Source organism: Pseudoalteromonas sp. Bsw20308, assembly GCF_000310105.2.
Lineage (GTDB): Bacteria > Pseudomonadota > Gammaproteobacteria > Enterobacterales > Alteromonadaceae > Pseudoalteromonas > Pseudoalteromonas fuliginea.
Window position 1 is genome coordinate 1693707 of record NZ_CP013138.1, and the last position, 13498, is coordinate 1707204.

General features: G+C 37.2%; 11 protein-coding genes. 8 read left to right on the forward strand and 3 right to left on the reverse strand.

Annotated features, from left to right (window positions below):
- Window positions 1-17: 17 nt before the first annotated feature.
- Together D172_RS07280 and D172_RS07285 are read right to left on the reverse strand one after the other, a co-directional pair.
- Window positions 18-869: a universal stress protein gene (locus D172_RS07280; protein ID WP_007375219.1), complete on the reverse strand. Its 852-nt coding sequence runs from the start codon at window positions 867-869 to the stop codon at window positions 18-20.
- Between the two features lie 10 nt (window positions 870-879).
- Window positions 880-2370 (reverse strand): SulP family inorganic anion transporter, encoded by a 1491-nt coding sequence (locus D172_RS07285; RefSeq protein WP_007375218.1) that lies wholly within the window; start codon window positions 2368-2370, stop codon window positions 880-882.
- 430 nt (window positions 2371-2800) lie between these two features.
- Here D172_RS07285 and D172_RS07290 point away from each other — a divergent pair, with 430 nt between their 5' ends.
- Genes D172_RS07290 through D172_RS07300 form a run of 3 tightly spaced genes read left to right on the forward strand, consistent with a single transcriptional unit; the run spans window position 2801 to window position 6431 of the window.
- Window positions 2801-4993: an LruC domain-containing protein gene (locus D172_RS07290; RefSeq protein ID WP_007375217.1), complete on the forward strand. Its 2193-nt coding sequence runs from the start codon at window positions 2801-2803 to the stop codon at window positions 4991-4993.
- Window positions 4993-5445 carry a hypothetical protein gene (locus D172_RS07295; protein WP_007375216.1) on the forward strand — a complete coding sequence of 151 codons (453 nt, stop codon included), beginning with the start codon at window positions 4993-4995 and terminating at the stop codon, window positions 5443-5445. Before D172_RS07290 ends, D172_RS07295 begins: the two co-directional genes overlap by 1 nt.
- A gap of 35 nt (window positions 5446-5480) precedes the next feature.
- Window positions 5481-6431 carry an endonuclease/exonuclease/phosphatase family protein gene (locus tag D172_RS07300; RefSeq protein ID WP_007375215.1) on the forward strand — a complete coding sequence of 317 codons (951 nt, stop codon included), beginning with the start codon at window positions 5481-5483 and terminating at the stop codon, window positions 6429-6431.
- Between the two features lie 84 nt (window positions 6432-6515).
- On the opposite strand, the gene D172_RS07305 is transcribed toward D172_RS07300, so the two are convergent.
- Window positions 6516-7436, reverse strand: a complete 921-nt coding sequence (locus D172_RS07305) for a glycosyltransferase family 2 protein (RefSeq protein ID WP_007375213.1) — start codon at window positions 7434-7436, stop codon at window positions 6516-6518.
- A gap of 204 nt (window positions 7437-7640) precedes the next feature.
- Between D172_RS07305 and D172_RS07310 the strand changes: the two genes are divergently transcribed.
- Genes D172_RS07310 through D172_RS07330 form a run of 5 tightly spaced genes read left to right on the forward strand, consistent with a single transcriptional unit; the run spans window position 7641 to window position 13408 of the window.
- On the forward strand, window positions 7641-8792 hold the full coding sequence (locus tag D172_RS07310) for a glycosyltransferase (RefSeq protein ID WP_007375212.1): 1152 nt from the start codon (window positions 7641-7643) through the stop codon (window positions 8790-8792).
- A gap of 8 nt (window positions 8793-8800) precedes the next feature.
- A complete protein-coding gene (locus tag D172_RS07315; protein ID WP_007375211.1) occupies window positions 8801-10213 on the forward strand; it encodes a lipopolysaccharide biosynthesis protein in 1413 nt (470 codons plus the stop codon).
- The gene (locus D172_RS07320) at window positions 10206-11561 is read left to right on the forward strand and encodes an O-antigen ligase family protein (RefSeq protein WP_007375210.1); all 1356 of its coding nucleotides are present in this window, start codon (window positions 10206-10208) and stop codon (window positions 11559-11561) included. The genes D172_RS07315 and D172_RS07320 overlap by 8 nt, the downstream gene beginning before the upstream one ends.
- A 1-nt stretch (window position 11562) precedes the next feature.
- Window positions 11563-12267, forward strand: a complete 705-nt coding sequence (locus tag D172_RS07325; RefSeq protein WP_007375209.1) for an acyltransferase — start codon at window positions 11563-11565, stop codon at window positions 12265-12267.
- A 4-nt stretch (window positions 12268-12271) separates the two neighbouring features.
- Window positions 12272-13408: a glycosyltransferase gene (locus D172_RS07330; protein WP_007375208.1), complete on the forward strand. Its 1137-nt coding sequence runs from the start codon at window positions 12272-12274 to the stop codon at window positions 13406-13408.
- Window positions 13409-13498: the final 90 nt, after the last annotated feature.

Here is a 13498-nt window from a genome sequence, read left to right on the forward strand (position 1 = left end):
TTATTTAAAATAGCTGCTTATTTTAAAATAACCACAGGCACATCGCTGTTTTCGAGCATTTTAATGGTGTTACTGCCCACAAAAAACTGCCTTAGTTTAGAGTGCCCAAATGCACCCATTACAATTAGTTCTACATTATTTTGCTCTTTATATTGCATTAACGAGTCAAAAATATTGCCCTCTAAAAAGCTTGCCGACACTTCAAAGTCCATACTGATAAGCTTGTGCTGTGCATTAACAAATTTTTCTTCAAGGTCTTTTTCGTTGTTTTTAATACTCACTAAATGGCAATGCAAACCATGTAACAAGCCGCCATCAATCACTTGTTGTAGCGCTTTGTCGGCTGTTTCGCGGCCGTCATACGCAATCATAAATGATTTAGGCTGTTTAAATGTTTCTGGAATAAGCAAAATAGGTTGTGTTGCATTGCGCACTAAGGTTTCTATATGTGAGCCCAGCACCGCAAAACTATTACTATGCCCCGCACCGTTTTGGCCAATAACAATAAGGCGTGTGTCGTTTTTTAAGTCTATAACGGTATCGAGCAAATCACCGTGGCGCTTAATTAATTCAAAATTAGTAATACCTGCCGATTTAGCATGCTCACTTACTGAGTTTAATAATTCGTCAGCCATTTTTAAACTTACTTTGCAGCGTTGTTCGTCAAGCTTAGTCATTTCATCAAGAAGTGTCGAATGCGCACCAAGCCCGATGCTGCCAGAGTAGTCGCCGATATTAGTTTGCTGCGTTTTTTCAATTGTATGCACAAAGCTAATTGGTTTATTTAGCTTTTTTGAAGCCCAAATAGCAGCGTCGGTTACATTTTTAGTAATGGCTGAGCCATCTACATAGGTAATTATTTTAGTCATTGCATTCTCCTTAATGTCCGCCAAGTAGTTTTTCGACTTCTTCAGGGTTGTTATGCACACCAAATTTATCAATTACAGTTTCGGTTGCGCTATTCATACCAATAATATTAACCGTTGCGCCTTCACGCCTAAATTTAATGACCACCTTGTCGAGTGACGATACACCAGTTATATCCCAAAAATGTGCATGGGTTAAATCAATTACGACGTTAGAAACTGCATTTTTAAAATCGAACGATGCAATAAATTGCTCAGCTGAGGCAAAAAATACTTGGCCAACGACTTCATAGGTTATTTTATCGTTGCTTTCATCATGCTTGGTTTTAACTACCATAAAGCGACCAATTTTATTGGCAAAAAACAACGTAGCTAACAACACACCAACTAAAACGCCAATGGCTAGGTTATGCGTGGCAACAACCACAATAACGGTGGAAATCATCACTACGTTTGATGAAAGCGGGTTCTTTTTTAAATCCTTAACAGAGGTCCAAGAGAATGTACCAATCGATACCATAATCATTACGGCAACTAGGGCTGCCATAGGAATTAAACGCAGCCACTCATCTAAAAACACCACCATGATGATTAAAAAAGAGCCTGCAATAAAGGTAGAAAGCCTGCCGCGCCCCCCCGATTTAACGTTAATAATTGATTGCCCAATCATAGCGCAACCCGCCATACCACCAAATAAGCCTGCGCCTATATTAGCAATACCTTGGCCCTTACATTCTTTATTACGATCGCTCGTTGTATCAGTTAAGTCATCAACAATAGTGGCGGTCATCATTGACTCAAGTAAGCCGACAACAGCAAGACCAATTGAATACGGTAATACAATTTGCAGTGTTTCGAGTGTTAGGGGGACATCGGGCCATAAAAATATAGGTAGAGTGTCTGGCAGTTCGCCCATGTCGCCAACGGTTCTTATATCAAGACCTAAAAATATTGAAACCAGTGTAATAACAACAATACACACTAAAGGAGAGGGAAGTATTTTGCCAATAGTTGGAATATATGGGAATAAGTAAATAATACCTAAGCCCGCTGCGGTCATCGCATAAACATGCCAAGTAACATTAGTCAGCTCAGGTAACTGCGCCATAAATATTAAAATCGCCAGCGCGTTTACAAACCCTGTTACAACAGATCGCGATACAAACCGCATTAATTCACCGAGCTTTAAAAAGCCTGCAAATATTTGTAGTACACCAGTGAGTAAGGTAGCAACCAGTAAGTATTCCAAACCATGATCTTTAACTAGCGTCACCATTAACAGTGCCATTGCACCGGTGGCCGCCGATATCATGCCAGGACGTCCGCCTACAAAGGCAATAATAACGGCGATACAAAATGAGGCGTATAAACCTACTTTTGGATCAACACCGGCAATAATAGAAAAGGCAATCGCTTCAGGTATTAGGGCAAGCGCCACAACAATACCAGCAAGCACATCGCCACGAACATTAGAGAGCCAATCTCTTTTTACGTGATCAAACATGTAAATAACCTAATGAGTTAGTTTCCCAAAGTATAAGGGAATATTTTATTTAAATAACAGTGATTCTCGCACACCTAAATAAAGCTTACAGATAAAGCGCTGACAAACAAGGAAGATAGATTACCTAAGGGCATTTAAATTTTAAAAAGCACCTATGGTTAGATGAAAAGTTAAGATCTTGGTATTTATAGAGTTCATAAGCTAGCTGTTTTATTTGCGATACTAATGATTTTAACACCTCTTATGCTTAGAACTTTTTCCGTCATATCTATTTTATAAACACGGTATTAATTCGCATAATGCAAATTAATAGAGTTGCAACATGCATAGAAATCGCTCTATTTTATTTTTTTATAAAGAATTCAATGTACTAAATTTTGGAATGAAGTCTGCACTGATTTATTTACTTAATAAATAAGGGCAACTAATTATGAAATTAACCCAATTATCCACAGCACTTTTATCATTAGTTCCGTGTGCTGTTTTAAGTCAGCCATTTGATGAATGTCCAAGTCAGGCTTTTTTAATGCAAAACTCAAAAGCACAACTGTATGGAATAGATTTAGTGTCTGCTAAACCTACCGTTTTAACGACAGAGCTGACGTTTGCAAATGAGGCTAATAATGAAAGTGTTAACGCAATAGGCTTTAATTATAAAGATCAATATTTATACGGGTTTAGTAAGCAATTACCAAGTAGTGTTGTGCAAATTGGTGATGATTTTGAAATGAAACGCTTAGATGTTGCTGGTCTTCCTGCAACAAATTTTTACGTTGGTGATATTCAAGTCATTGAAGATGAAGGAACTCAGAGCGCTTCATATTATGTTTATACTCCAAATTTTGGTCTTTATTCTATCAACCTAGATGGTGATTTAGATGCCTCTATTACGGCCACACTTCTACCTGATTCAGATACATGGAAGCTAGGTATATTTGATTTCGCTTTTCACCCAAAGAGTAATTTATTATACGCTGTAGAATCTAATGGTGACTTGCATGAAATAGACATAGCAGCTAATACCGCTCGATTTATTACTCAAGTAGACATTGGTGATGATACTGGGGCTTTTGGAGCTGCATACTTTGATATAAATGGGCAATTTTATTTCAGTAATAACAAAAGCGGTAAAATTCATAAGGTTGATTTAAGCATTAGCCCAGTTGTTGACTATACGCCGGTTGCTAACGTATTTACATCAGGCCCTAAATCAAGCCAAAACGATGGGGCACGTTGTGCCATAGCTGAGGTTAAAGTCACCGATAGCTCAATTGATTTTGGTGATGCACCAGCACCGTATAACACGAGTCTTGAAAAAAGTGGCGCTAGGCATCTGTTTGATCCTAATAGCACTGGCAGTGAGTTAATTTATCTAGGAGATTCTGTTGATGGCGAAAATATAAATACAGAAGCTGATTTAGTTAATTTTCCGATTGATGGATCGGATGATGGGGTTAGTTTTGTAACTGCTATATCTGCAGGTCAAGATAGCCAAATCATAGTTAGGGCATCAGCGACTAGCTTTTTATATGCATGGTTTGATTGGGATCAAAACGGAGTATTTAGTGAAGATGAACGAACGGTCACCAAACTTCAGCTTAATGAGGGTGATAACAGTATTCTTGTCAGTGTTCCTAGTAATACAAAGTCAGGCCAAACATGGGCTCGATTTAGAGTAACTGATGGTACCGAAGCCTCGCTTATCACTGCAACAGGGGGAGTACTTGGCGGCGAAGTTGAAGATTACGAAGTAACTACATTTGCCAGTGCTGTGTATCCAGGTGAGAGTGATTGGGTAACGCTTGCTTACGAAGATAAATGGCCGTTTGCAGGTGATTACGATTTTAATGATGTCGTACTAAATTACAGAACGACTCAGTTAATAGAAGGCAGCAGTGTAGTTGGCTACAAAATAGATGGTCAACTTATAGGTATTGGTGCGACCTATCATAATGGCTTTGCTGTGAGGCTAAAGGAAACGGTAAATGGTAATCCACTCTCAATTTTAAGAAATGAAGTTGATGAGAGTGCTATTTCTTTGGTTATTGATGGGCAATTGCAAAATGGCCGTTATTTAGAAGAAAACCGCGATGAAGCTATTCTAATTTTTATGCAAGATACGTGGGAGTATGTTTCTAAACAGTCTGGTTGTGAATACTTTAGAACAGAAAATAACTGTGATGATAACGTTAAAGTCACATTTAGCATGACCATTCCATTAAAATTACCAAAAGCAATCACAGCCTCTCCAGGTACGCTTCTTGACCCCTTTATTTTTGCAACAGATGGTTTTTATCATGGAGACTTTTTGGTAGGAAAAGAATCCAGAAGCTGGGAAGTGCATATCAAAAATCAAGCGCCGACTGAAGCGTTTGACTCCTCATTTTATAATTATGTTGGCTCTGATGATGTGAGCGATCAGAGTAAAGGTTTGTATTTCCTTAGTGAAAGTGGCTTACCTTGGGCAATGGAAGTTGGTATGCAATGGCTCCATCCACTTGAGGGTGTTGATATAACTGATGCCTATGGCAGCTTTGCCGAATTTGCAGAGTCATCGGGTGCGCAAAAAACAAAATGGTTTAATGATTACAGTATTAATAATGTTGTAAAAGGGGATCAATAATGAATAACGCTATTATAATTTCAATGTTATCACTAGGTTTAATTGCATGTGGCGGCTCGGGTTCAGAAGAATCAAAAGCTCCTGAGGCAACGGTATCTCTACCTTTGGGAAGTTCAAATGAACCTGCAGGAATAGCAGCTTTACAAATTGATGAACAATTTAACCTTTCCACTAAATACTCACTTAATCTTGATGTTGATCTTGGATTGGGAGAGGTTAGAGCGTATTTAAATGTATGCCAAAAGAAAATATCAGCACAGCGGGCAGATTATAATAACTGCGTTTATAGAGGGCCATTGGTCAATAGTATGCTTGAAAAACAGCTTACACTGAGTCGCGAAGATATTGAGTTAATAGCCGAAATTTGGTTTTACGATAGCTCTACTCAGCCACTTTTATATTCATGGAAATATAATTCAGGCGAACAACAACAGTTATTTATAATGCGATAACCTTTGAAAGTTTTCACTCACGGGGTCAAAAATTTATGTTTAGAGCCTTAGGTATTAATAATCCGCAACGATTTTTTTTGCGGATTATTCTTTTGTTAGCCGCATTGTTATTTATTGCACTTGCGTATAATCCTTTAGGGCATTTTTATGCAGATGTGTTTGTGTCTCTGCGCTTACAATTATTGTCAGCTGCGTTAGTGTGTGCGCTGCTATTAATTACCCTCAAACTATTTAAATTAGGAGCCGCATTACTACTTGTGTGTATTGTAGGGGTTACCCCTGTGTTATTTAATCTATCTAGCTCAACATCCTACAGTGGACCGGTATTATCTGTTAAGCAAATAAACTTAAACTATAGTAATAAATATATAGAAACTCATTTAGCAACGTTGTTGCAAAAAAAATGGGATGTGTTGATTTTACAAGAATTCAGCGACAAAAATCGTAATTTACTGAACCAATTTTTAAGTACAACTGATATGTTTGGCTATGAAGAGATAGAAGGAATTCCCTATGGCATAGTTGTTTTATCACGAATACCTATGGTGTATAAGCATCAAGTTAAACTGGATGCTGATAGATTAGGTTACATTAAATTGAAGTTTTTATTTATAGATCGCATTGTCACGGTTTTTGTAGCTCATCCTCCTTCCCCACGGTCAAGACAACATTGGCAAAATAGAAATACGTTATTAGCAGCACTAAACACGGCAGCACATAATGAAAAGGGCGTTTGGGTAATCGCTGGTGACTTAAATATTGTCCCTTGGTCTCAATACTTTAATTGGGATGATAGTAAAACGTGTTACGGAGAAAGTGAGCGGTATGTGAGCTTTATGCCTTTTGAACGTGGGCGATCTATTTTTACAGGCTTAGCCATAGATCATTGTATAATAAGTGAAGGCATTAATTTGCAAAGATTAACAGTGAGTGACTTTAAAGGCAGTGATCATAGAATGCTTAGTTATGATTTAATTATTGATTAACCTTAAAGGCTCAGGATTTTATGCTGAGCCTTTAAAAGTCGGTTTGCGTAAGCTATTTAATGGGCTTTGGTATATAAAAATTGCTCACGATGGCTTAATCGTCTGTTTTATATCATGTAATAGGTGCTGAAAATTTCGTTTGTGGGGAAATAACATAAAAGCAGCCGCTGTAATACGTAAGGCTTTAAATTTAAGCCCGATTTCCCTGTAGTACTCACCATAACACTCTAACATTCTCGCTTTAGCTTTAAGCTTTGTATCAAATCCAGTATCGTTTTTGCATCGAGAAATGATTACTTTCATTGCATTAAGTCTATTTTTTCTATTTGCTGTGATTGAGCCTGCCCTCATTAAATAGCCCATTGATGTTTGAAGTGAAAATGCAACATCACCAATTCGAGCTAATTTTAACCAACAATCCCAATCACTTGCGCTATTGAGTGAAGTATCAAATTTTCCAACGAAGCTGATAGCTGATTTTTTTACCACCACAGAAGACGTGCCTATCACATTAGCAAATAGGAGTAAGTCCATAGGTGATTTAAGGTTTTGATACCCTGTGCTATTTTTATCTATAAATTTTGAGAACTCCGGCCAATAAGAGAAACAATCAATAATTGGTTCATATTTTTCATTTACATGCATGTAATTAGTAAAACTTAAAACACAGTCACTATTTTGTTTCATATAGTTAATTTGATTGTATAACTTGTCGTCTGTCCAGTAATCATCGGCGTCTAAAAAGGCAATGTAATCGCCTTTAGCCTCAGATATTGCTCTGTTTCTCGCTTTTACAACCCCTGTATTTGGTTGTGCAATGACTCGAATTTCAGGCAGTGTTTTTTGAAGGTTTTCTAACCATTCGACACTGCCGTCAGTTGAACCATCATCGACGACGAGTATTTCGTAGCTAATATTCTCTTGTCTAACAATGCTTGATATTGCCTTTGCTAAATAGGGCTTACAGTTGTAATTAGGAATAATAACGCTTACTTCAATGCTCATATTAAGTAACCTTCATTTTCTCAGGTAGTTAGACTACGCAAGATAAGCGCCAACGATTTTAATACGCTTCGGGGCGATTTTTTGTTTAATGGTTTGCATATTGCGATTTATCTTCGCATATTGATTTTTTAATGCTCATTTAAGCCGTTTTTTGCAGGGCATAGTTCTTGCGAAGTAACATTAAGTTTATCTGGAGTTTTTAAAATGAAACATATTGGTATTGTTGTCCCCAGCTTTCACATTCCATCAGAAACGTTTGTCGTTACTGAAATCAATGCTTTAGTTAAAGCAGGACATAAAGTAAGTGTGCTGACGTTCGAAAACTTGAATGAGTGCATCAATTTAGATAATAGCGTTCGTATTATTGTAATAAAAAAATCGACTCAGTCTGCTATTAGTTTTGCATTACAACACCCTGTTATGGCACTTAAAAGTAGCATATTGGCCAGTAAATTTAGCGCTATCTCTCTTGTATCGCTAATGGGTTATGGACTGAATATGGCTGAGATAATTCATTCTCGTAAAATCTCTCATATCCATTGCCATTTCATGCATGCCCCGCTCACATATTCAATAGTTGCCAGCAAAATTGCAGGTGTTAGCGTGTCCTCAATAGGGCACGGTCACGATGTTTACGTGAACGATTCTGATTTAAAACTTAAATTATCACTGTGTGCTTTCTCAGTTGCGGTATGTAAAGACATGCAGATAAAGCTAAATAATTACAGCGCAGGTAAGGTTCAATTACTGCACTGTGGTATCGATTTAAGTATGTTTAACGCCAAACCAAGTCGTCTAAATGAGTCAGTAAAGCTCTTATTTGTAGGGCGATTAGTTGAAAAAAAAGGTCTGCAATTTCTATTACCAGCAATAAAAAAGTTAAATAAAAAATACTCTATTTCGCTAGATATTGTAGGGGAAGGGCCTTTATTAAATGATCTAATTTATTTATGTGAAGAACTTAATATTGTTAATGAAGTTAAGTTTTTAGGTGCAAAAAGCCCCACATGGCTAGCAAAAAACACCAGTGATTACTCTGCCTTAGTGGCTCCTTTTTGTGTGTCTAGTAATGGTGACCGTGATACCGGTCCTGTGGTTTTAAAAGAGGCGATGGCCAGTGGCATTCCTGTAATAACGACAGAACTGATGGGAGCAAAAGAAATTGTTAATGACTCCGTTGGGTTTAAATGTGAGCCTTCTAGTATTGGCGGTCTCGAAAGAATTTTAACTGAATTTTGTGATCTTAGCCCGTATGAAAGATACGAAAAAGGACTAAATGCTAAAAAATTAGTGACTAAAAAGTTTGATGCAAATTCGCAAGCTAAAAAGCTATCTAACTGGATTCAAACTGTGTAGGTGAAATTATGAATGGAATTAAGCAAATTGCATATTTTGGTTTATCTACCTTATCACTTAAAGTGCTGGGGTTTGCTTTATTACCTATTTCTACACGTATTTTGAGTCAAACTGAGTTTGGTGAGCTAACTTTTTTAGTGTCAATATCAGCGGTTATGTCATTACTTTTATGTTTAGGCTTACCGGAATTACTTTTTAAGCAACAAATAAACAACCCTCAAAAAAAGCGAGCATTATTTAGAGATGCATTTATTTTATGTGGTTTTTTCAGCTGTATCGTTGTGTGTGTATGTGTTTACTTTGTAGAGCCGTTTAGCGCGTTATTGCCTGTTTCATTAACTTTGATAGATATAAAACTGTTGGCTGTTAATTTAGCACTATCATCGCTGCTTTCAATTTTATTTTGTTACTTTAGATACTACGAGATGGCTAAGCAGTTTTGTATTTTAGCTATACTACAGGGCATTGTTCAAACTGTGTGTACGCTTGTATTGCTTTATTTAGGCTATGGGGTAACCGGTGTGATGGTGTCGGGTGTTGTATCGAGTGCTTGTGTATTATTTATAGCATTATCAGTTGTTTTTCAGCAGATTAGCATCGGCTTTAAATATATTCCTTGGAATATTAGCTATAAAAATAGTCTGTTCTTATTAAGCATTATTATCTCTTCATTGTTTGTATACGCAAATAACGGTGCTGAAAACTGGTTTATTGTAGCAAGTGTAGGTAAAGAAAAACTAGCTCAATACTACGTTGCAGTGCAGTTTGCATTAATGGCGTCGTTTACTTTTGAACCGATTAGAATGTGGTGGTTTTCTCGTCGTTTTAATGAGTTAGCACAAGATCGTACTCGTTATGTATTTTTATGCGAACTTAGTTTGGATATTGGTATATTACTTTGTGCGTTTATGACGATAGTGGCGCCTCATCTTTTAGCCGTAGTCTTACCCGATAGCTATCAATTAAATATATGGCTGTTACCGAGTTTAATTGTGATTGTGGTACTAAGACACCACAGTGATTTATTAAATATTGGTTGTTATACCAAATTCAACGGTTTTTTTGTCACTGTAGTGAATGTTATTAGTGCTTTAACAGCACTGATACTGCTTTTCTTTTTGGTGTCTGAATTAGCTGTACTGGGTGCTGTTATTGCTTTAATGGCAGCCCAGTTATTAAAAGCAATACTTTTTTTTGTTATAAGTCAAAAGCTTGAATATTTATCGTTTAGTGTAAAAAACCTTGTGCCGAGCTGGGGATGTTTTTTAGTCATTTATATGATGAGTGCTTTTGACTTTCCACAATATGTAATCTGCCAACTCATCACATTTATCTGTTTTTTAATGATCCTTTGTCATAAATATAATCAAATAATTAGCAATGTCATTCATCACATATTGAAGGGCAGAGTGCATGATTAATTGGTATAAAAAACATTGTTTAATTATAAATGGGTTGCTTATTACAGCGCTAACGCTTGTGCTGTATATTTTATTTGGTCCTATTGCTGCATTTGCATTATTACTGCTGCCATTTGCAGGATACTTAGCGGTTAAGATAAGTACTGTATTTATTATTTTTTTTATTCTATTTAGTTATTTTAGATTACACGAAGCCTTTGTTTTTTTAATGCCCCTCAAAATACCTAAAATGTTGGCGCTCGCCTCGCTGTTAGGAATTACATGGCATTTGTTTATTTCAAAAACCTTAAAGCCACATTGGAGCTCAACACATCTGATTTTTGTTATTTGGTTTGCTTGGCTTACGGTGTGTGTGTTTAGTGCAACAAACAAAGGGCTGGCAATAGAGTATTGGATAGGGGTACTGGTTAAGGTATTTATTATGGTGTTTGCTATCAGCTGGTGGCTAACACGGTTCTCTCATTTTAGTTTTGTTCGCATGGGGATCATGATCTCTGGTGTTGCTGTTGCATTGGTTGCTTTAAACAACAAAATTAATGGCATTGGTCTAATTGAAGGTACTCGGGTGACTATTTCTCGTGAGTATCGCTCACAACTGGGTGATCCAAACGATTTATCTTTAGTGTTAATGTTTCCCGTTTCTTTTTTAGCCGCTGAGTTATTCAATTCACAAGTTAATATATACCGTCGAATATTTGCAGGAATCGGTTTAATTTTTACTATTTCCGGTGTTATTGCTACGCAAAGTCGCGGTGGGGTACTCGGAATTGCGGCTATCTTAAGCTTCTTTTTATATCAAAAAGTAAAAAATCCTGTCGTTGTTGCAATGTGTGCAGGTGTTGCGATGTTAGCTATGATGGTTTTTGCTGGTATAAGCGACAGGCAAAGCGGTGGAGCTGCAGAGGATGGGGTTGATGAATCTGCAATGGGGCGAATATACGCGTGGCAAGCGGCAATTAATATGGCGCTGTCGAACCCCTTAACAGGCGTTGGTGTAGATAACTTTTTTGTAAATTATTACTTTTACAGTCCTCATTGGGATGGCAAGAATCATGCAGTACATAGCACCTGGTTTCAGGTTTTAGGTGAAACAGGTTTTGTTGGAATATGTATATTTCTGGTTTTAATTGCCAGTATTTACCGAAGTCTTTCGAGAGTTTATTGCATTAATAAACTTAACTACAACCACCAAGTTGTTGTTAATGCTAATGCATTAAAGGCTGGCATTATTGGGTTTATGGTTGCTGGTACATTCCTAACACAAGCATTTACTTGGCCTTTATATATTATTCTGGCACTAACAATTGCGCTAGAAAAGCTCACAATACAAAGCAATAAGGAATCATAGTATGTTAATACATTTTAAATACTGGCTTAAGAATAGCCCTCACCCTGTTGCGAAATCGCTGTTTTATTTTGCAACTTATCTTCGCAATCCACAAATGGTGGTTATTCCGTTATTTCACTCTGGATTCTATTACCTACATCAATTTTTAAAAACATTTTCCCATGAATTACTAAGAATACTTTATTACACCCCACTGTTTAAAAGTCAGATAAAAGGGAGTAAAAAACAGTTGTTTCTTTACTCAGGTATGCCACAAGTTTTGGGGGAGCTTAAAATTGAGTGCAGCGATAATGTACGGATGTCGGGTATATCGACTTTTTGTGGGCGGATGGGTAGCGTTACCACGCCAACTCTAGTTATTGGTAATAATGTAGATATAGGTTGGCAGAATGCATTTTCGGTAGGTCGAAATATTACGTTAGAAGATGATGTGCGGCTCGCGGGACGTATTTTTTTAGCCGGTTTTCCTGGCCATCCAGTTGATTGTGAACGAAGAGCACTTGGGGAGAGTGATGATGAGTCTCAAATTGGCGACATTATTATTAAACGTGGTGCGTGGCTTGGTACTGGAGTGACTGTTCTTGCTGGCGTTACTATAGGCGAGGGGGCAATTATAGGCGCAGGAAGCGTTGTTACGAAAAACATTCCGCCTTTTACTATTGCAGCAGGTAATCCGGCTAAAGTGGTCAAACACATCAAGGAATAATAATATGAAATTTATCGTTTTTGGCGAAGATTGGGCAAGTCACCCGAGTAGTACGCAACATTTATTTTCTCAATTGGCTAAAAATCATGAAATACATTGGGTTAACTCAATAGGTATGCGAAAACCTCGCTTTAAATTACACGATATAAAACGAGTTTGGGGAAAGTTTAAGCAGCTTTTTAGTAAACCTGAAAATACGGCAATTAAAACACCTTCGACGATGCAAGTTTACCGATTACCAGTCTTGCCATGGCACGATAATCGCTTTGTGAGGCGTTATAATAGGTGGGTTTTTTCTTTTTATTTTAAAGATATTCAAAGTAATGGCCCGTTAACGTATTGGTTAAGTGTGCCTACCGCAGAATACTTTTTCACTAAAAAAGCACAAGACACCCTTATTTACTACTGTGGTGACGATTTTAATGCATTGGCAGGTGTCGATCCTAATTTAGTGTCATCCTTTGAGAAAAATTTAATTAAGAAAGCCGACCTAATTTATGTTGTGAGTGATTTTTTAAACAATAAAATGCCGGCTCATAAAACAAAGCTACTTCCCCATGGTGTGAGTTATGATTTATTTACGTCTGATGTAAAGAGAGCCCCAGAAATAGATGTTTTAAATGGACCAGTAATTGGGTTTTATGGAAGTATTAATCAGTGGTTAGATATCAGTTTATTAACAGCGCTTGTTGCGGAGCGACCAAATTATCAACTGCTTTTGGTCGGAGATATTGTTGCTTGCACATCTGAGCTAATGCAGTTTAAAAACGTTACACATGTGCCAGCTGTTGATCACGAGCGTTTAGTGGAGTTTTCGGCACATTGGGATGTGTCTATTTTACCATTTGTAGATAATGAGCAAATTAGAGCATGTGATCCGTTAAAGTTAAAAGAGTATTTAGCCGCAGGAAGCCCGATTGTTGCTACGGACTTTCCAGCCGTAACACGTTATAAGTCGAATATTTACATAGCAAAAAATCAATTCGATTTTATAAATAAAATAGATCAGGCAATTGCCTTAGATAAAGAACAGTTAAGCTCTCTTAAGTCAGCGCAACAGGACATCGCTAAAGATCATAGTTGGGAGTCAAAAGCATTGCTCGTTCAACATGATATTTTAATGTTAAATAAAGCGCCTTAGGCAGTAAACGATAATCTTGGCGCAGCCTGTGCAACTACCTTATTAAAGTACGCTATTTGCAGCTTAAATTTTTATTATGCAAATAGCAGC

Excerpts from the sequence above, each read along its gene's own strand:
- D172_RS07300 (WP_007375215.1), top strand. The coding sequence starts at position 5,481 with ATGTTTAGAGCCTTAGGTATTAATAATCCGCAACGATTTTTTTTGCGG.
- D172_RS07305 (WP_007375213.1), bottom strand. The coding sequence starts at position 7,436 with ATGAGCATTGAAGTAAGCGTTATTATTCCTAATTACAACTGTAAGCCC.
- D172_RS07295 (WP_007375216.1), top strand. The coding sequence starts at position 4,993 with ATGAATAACGCTATTATAATTTCAATGTTATCACTAGGTTTAATTGCA.
- D172_RS07320 (WP_007375210.1), top strand. The coding sequence starts at position 10,206 with ATGATTAATTGGTATAAAAAACATTGTTTAATTATAAATGGGTTGCTT.
- D172_RS07280 (WP_007375219.1), bottom strand. The coding sequence starts at position 869 with ATGACTAAAATAATTACCTATGTAGATGGCTCAGCCATTACTAAAAAT.
- D172_RS07285 (WP_007375218.1), bottom strand. The coding sequence starts at position 2,370 with ATGTTTGATCACGTAAAAAGAGATTGGCTCTCTAATGTTCGTGGCGAT.
- D172_RS07325 (WP_007375209.1), top strand. The coding sequence starts at position 11,563 with ATGTTAATACATTTTAAATACTGGCTTAAGAATAGCCCTCACCCTGTT.
- D172_RS07310 (WP_007375212.1), top strand. The coding sequence starts at position 7,641 with ATGAAACATATTGGTATTGTTGTCCCCAGCTTTCACATTCCATCAGAA.
- D172_RS07315 (WP_007375211.1), top strand. The coding sequence starts at position 8,801 with ATGAATGGAATTAAGCAAATTGCATATTTTGGTTTATCTACCTTATCA.
- D172_RS07330 (WP_007375208.1), top strand. The coding sequence starts at position 12,272 with ATGAAATTTATCGTTTTTGGCGAAGATTGGGCAAGTCACCCGAGTAGT.
- D172_RS07290 (WP_007375217.1), top strand. The coding sequence starts at position 2,801 with ATGAAATTAACCCAATTATCCACAGCACTTTTATCATTAGTTCCGTGT.